The sequence below is a fragment of the Calothrix rhizosoleniae SC01 genome (genome assembly GCF_900185595.1).
Lineage (GTDB): Bacteria > Cyanobacteriota > Cyanobacteriia > Cyanobacteriales > Nostocaceae > Calothrix_A > Calothrix_A rhizosoleniae.
Genome location: NZ_FYBH01000407.1, coordinates 1 through 5,049 on the forward strand (window position 1 = coordinate 1; position 5,049 = coordinate 5,049).

At 40.4% G+C, this 5,049-nt stretch carries 3 protein-coding genes; 1 reads left to right on the forward strand and 2 read right to left on the reverse strand.

The window, feature by feature from the left end:
- Positions 1-1,406: TauD/TfdA family dioxygenase (locus CALSC_RS24535; RefSeq protein ID WP_200817742.1), on the reverse strand; the 1,406-nt coding region annotated here is incomplete at its 3' end.
- Positions 1,407-2,364: 958 nt separating this feature from the next.
- Positions 2,365-2,952 (reverse strand): Maf family protein, encoded by a 588-nt coding sequence (locus tag CALSC_RS24540; RefSeq protein ID WP_088243835.1) that lies wholly within the window; start codon positions 2,950-2,952, stop codon positions 2,365-2,367.
- Between the two features lie 700 nt (positions 2,953-3,652).
- On the opposite strand from CALSC_RS24540, the gene CALSC_RS24545 reads away from it, so the two are divergent.
- On the forward strand, positions 3,653-5,049 hold a 1,397-nt coding region (locus CALSC_RS24545), incomplete at its 3' end, for a cysteine peptidase family C39 domain-containing protein (protein ID WP_235006939.1).

The window sequence follows — 5,049 nt, forward strand, 5'->3', positions numbered from 1 at the left end:
AATTTATCAGTATTTTTTTCAAATATATTGAGAATAATTAAGTTATATCGTTGTTTATTAAGCAGGTTCTTAATTGAGAAATGACCACCACGAAGCAGGTTGGTGTAGGTGCCATCAGCTTCTTTAACGATCTTATAAGCTGAGCCTTCCAGTCCTCGCGTTCTCAAGATAGTTGGTTTTTCAGAATTTGGTTTCTTTAGAAAAACAAACGGGTAATGTTGGGTAACCTGTTCTAAAATTGCTCGGGCTGCCACCACATTTCCAGACTCATATACCAAACTGGATAAGGCAAGACCACAATTATAATTTTGGGGGTCAATTTCCAGGCAGCGACGGAATGCTTTAGTTGCCTCAACAAACTTCCCGGTACGAAGGGAAAGTTCACCATAGGCACTGAAGGCTTGCAATGCGACTTTATTATCAGTTGCTAATTCACTGGCTAAACGGTAATGTTTGAATTCATCGTCAACACGATTCAACTTCCTCATTTCCTTTGCTAGAGCCAAATGAGCCTCTGCATTATTGAGATTTAGCTTTTCATGCTCCTCATTTTTATTTTTATCAGGGGTAGCCAGGTTTGCTGTTACTGAGGTAGAGTGATTCGATGGTGCAAACTGTATTTGATTCTCACCTATGTTGAGAGATGCTTTGATTTGACTCCCAAATTGAAAGTTGGGAACATGCAGACGAACCCTATACAGTAAGCGATCACTCTCTTTAGAGAATCCTGTACGTCCATGCAACACCTTGGTGTTGTGCATAAACACCATTTGTCCAGGTTGCAATTTAAACTGACTAAATTGCTCGGTTTGCTGAATTACCCTATCCAGAGTTTCAATGGCAGCATAATGTTTGTCAGACAATGGCGTTGCCCTTTTTTCCAGCGCCCGATCAATTTGTGCCCGGTAGTATCGAATTTGTTCATCACCGAGTTCACCAAAAATGATTGGGGATGGCTTATCGCCAAAAGGATAAATGGGTGCCCTTAGTAACTCCAAAACCTCACCATCGATCCTTTGCAATATGTCTTCCACAGGAACCATGATGGATTCCCCTCCCGTCTTTGCTGCTACGATACATTGGAATGCAACTAAATTATGGGGGTGGGACATATAGGATGAATCTGTATGCGGAGTCAGGGGTTGATGGGTTCGGCTGTATTGGGTCACGTACCCACCAACGGCAGCTTTTGTTTCATCAATCCGAACTTGTGTGAAAGAAATCTTCTCCTGATTTTTGGGATATATCCCTGAAACTGGTTGCCTGGATAGAAGCGCACGAATGGCTTGGGACAGATTGATTAGGTTTGAGCGGTCTTTTATGGCAGGGAAGTCACTGAGGATGACATAGTGAGGATAGCTGCACAAAGCCTTACAGGCGTATAAGGCGATATCTTGAAGCAGCAATTGTTTGGCATCTCCTGAACTGATACTAGTCTGATACATTTTGTTCTAGTACACTACGGCGTAAACAAACCAAGAAGCTGAAAAAATCAACTAGAAGAGATATTTGAATCACACTCTTAGACTTCAATTCAGTAAACCAAAAACTGTTAGAAACGAAGGTAAAAATAAATGATTTGGAAGGCTTTTCTCAAATCTTTGCTGTGCAAAGATTTTAGAGGTTGAATCAAGATACTATTTAACGGGACTTTGATACTTTTATGGCTAAAAATAGCCTCAAACCTAAGCAGGATAAGGTAAAAACCTTAACGACCTAAAAATCGCTGAAACCCAGATATATCAATAAAATTGGTAAATCGATGTTAAAAGCTTGCAAAATAAGCTTTTGAAGCCATTTTTAGGATAGTTTTTGCCTAAGTCTCGTTAAACGAAACTACGTTTTTTTCAGTAGTACTTGAGAATGTTAACCTTCCAAGTCGTGAATAGGGGTTTTAGCCCTCATGTACAAGGGAAAAGCAGCATTTGTTTAAGACAGCATTTGTTTAAGAGCGATTACCTTAAGACAACTAGCGGTCTTGACTGAATTGAAACGCCGAATAGTACCTGATTGCTCGGTATACTAGTGTTTCGCTGAGATGCCCACATTTCAAGTCTTATAATAAACAACTTTTTGGTTTACTGGAATTGATTAGTCGTCATCATCACCGCGACCATAACCACCAGGGTAGCAGAGATGGCAGTAGTAACAGGGATGGTAGTAAGGCTTATGGTAGTAGCCAACTATCATCGTCATCTTCATCATCCCCACGATACCCCCAGCTGCCTTGTATTTGGATGGTTTCCACTGTTGAAAAATTTGTCATGAAGTCTAAATCATGAAATACATAAGTCCATAATTTATTTTTCCCATTTTTAAGCTTGAATCAGCTCAAAGCCCTATAAATTTTCCCAACCAGATATTTCACGACCAAAAATCCGTGACTTTGTACCCCAAATCTGTCAACATTTGCCGTAATAAAGGCAAACTTAACCCAATCACATTACTTTGACAACCTTCTATTTTTTCCACAAATAAACCACCACGCCCTTCCAATGCAAAGCTTCCAGCACACTTGAGAGGCTCCCCAGTAGCAACATAAGCCTCAATTGTGGCACGACTGATAGTTGCAAAGTAAACTCTGGTAACTTGGCACTTGACTAAAGTACGTTTTTGTGATGTGTCAATCAAAGTGTGACCAGTATATAAATCGCCAAAATGACCTTGCATTTGTTGCCAGCGATCGCACGCTTCCTTTTCATCCCCTGGTTTGCCATAAATATGACCATCAACGGCTAATACAGAATCACAACCCATAATTAAACCAGAAGTAAATTCAGGAGCAATGGTTTCTGCTTTACGTTGAGCTAGAGTATTTACCAGTTCTTGTGGATTGCTAAGTTGAATTTGAGACTCATCAAAATTACTGGGACGGACAATCGGTTCAATCCCGACTATTTGTAGTAAGCGTCGTCTTGCTGGGGAAGCTGAAGCGAGAATTAATGGAACCATGTTTGATCTGGAAATAGTAGCAGCAGTTGAAGTACCCCCCTTATACTAATACTAGGTACATATCACTGCAAAAAAGGGTGGGAAATCTTGAGAATTAATTTTTGGGTCTCTACGTCACATGCCATTCGCTACAAGCCTGGAGAATCAGGTCTTGGAGCGTCTCTGCAAGAGTTAGTTTCTGTCACAGGTTAACTCCGCCAAGTAACTCCTATGGGTGTTTGAATCAGGCAGGAGACAGTCCCGATGTAAAAAATTTTTCACCATCAAGCAATCAATGCAGATGCAAATGGTGCAGCCAATATTATCCGCTCTCTTGGCAAGTTGCTCCTCTTGGATAGAACCCAAGACCACACTTTCCGCAAAGTAAGCACAACACTTGGAATTGATTTGAGTGGAGTGTATAGGGGTATTTTGACTAATCCCACCCGGATTTATATCTGGGTGACAGCTAGTCAGAAGCGAAGCAACCAGGCTAAAGCGCCTGTTGTGTAGCATCTTTTTAGAGTTCCCTCGCCTTTAGGCAGGGGGGCTGTCAAGTTTACTCTACAGGCTTTTGCTTATAGTTTTCAGTAATTTTTACAGTATTACTAGCATTGTACCAAAAGCCGTGCTACAAACACGGAATTTTAAACCTTATTTTTTGATAAATGGCAATAGAGGATCTTAAGTCCGCCTCTATATTTAAAATTTATAATTCACTATGGTGATTTCAAAACAAAATTTAAATCAACAGTTAAATCGCTCTTTTAAAAATATTGTTTCAGGAGAAAAGCTTGAAAAATGGTCACACAAATTACAGATTATTGAACCCAAACCCGGAGAACTATTTTGGGAATCCCAAACCGCCGAGACTGGAGTTTATTTAATTCTTGAAGGGAAGGTTAGGCTGCTAGACAATGATAACAATTTGATATTTTCTTTGTCTGTAGGTTGGTTTGGACAAATAACCCTGTTTCCCGAAGCTAATTTACAACCCTATTCCATTCGAGCTTCATTGGGATTAAAGGTGGGGTATCTCGATCGCTCAAACTTGGAGTCTTTACTGACAGAGAATCAGCAACTAGTAGCCATTTTCCACCGTCAAGCGATCGAACTAGATTTGCTATTACTGCATCAGCAGAATCAGAATCATTCAGAAGTTGCTAATAGAGATATTTTTTCATTTTTACCTCTATTAAAAGAACATCATCTCACAGCAGGTAGCTTACCTGATTCTCTGTTACAAAATAAAGAACTGTGGCTATTACGCCAAGGAGAAATCTTACATTCATCAGGGCAAAAGTTGACTCCTGGGAATCTTTACGAAATCGAGCAACTTCCCCAAACTGGAGAATGGTTGATTAGCCAACCAACAGAACTATACAGTCTCGATAGCCAAGAAGGACAGATAGATTTACTTCCACCAGTTACCAACAATAAACAACTTCCTCTGAAAAAGTTAGCTCGGATTCCCCCCCAGCAAACAAAACAGGAAAAGTCCCAAACCAAAGAAAAAGAGCCTCCGCTTTACTTTCCCAATCCCAGAGTTAAAATTACTCACTGGTGGCAAAATTGGTCAAAACGCTATCCATTTCACAAGCAACATAGTGCCTCTGATTGTGGTGTTGCTTGTTTAGTAATGGTGGGCAAATATTGGGGCAAAAATTTTGGCACCAATCAGTTGCGTAGTATTGCCAATGTAGATCGAGCAGGAACTTCCATTAAAGGCTTAATTACAGCAGCAGAATTTTTGGGTTTTATAGTCCGCCCCCGCAAAGCTGACTTACCTGCTTTAGCCCATCAAGAACTGCCAGCAATTGCCCATTGGGAAGGGAATCATTACATCGTTGTCTATCAAATAACTAAAAAGCATGTAATTGTCTGTGATCCGCAAATTGGTAGGCGCATACTGACTCGCCAAGAATTTGTGGCTGGTTGGAGTGGTTATGTTGTTTTCCTAACACCAACTGCGAAATTTAAACAAGCCGAAGAAGCCAAACAAGATCTCTGGAAGTACACCACCTTATTGCAACCCTACTGGTTGGTGTTACTAGAAGTTTTTGTGACTTCGTTAATGATTCAAATTGTCGGTTTATTCTCACCAATATTTACCCAAGT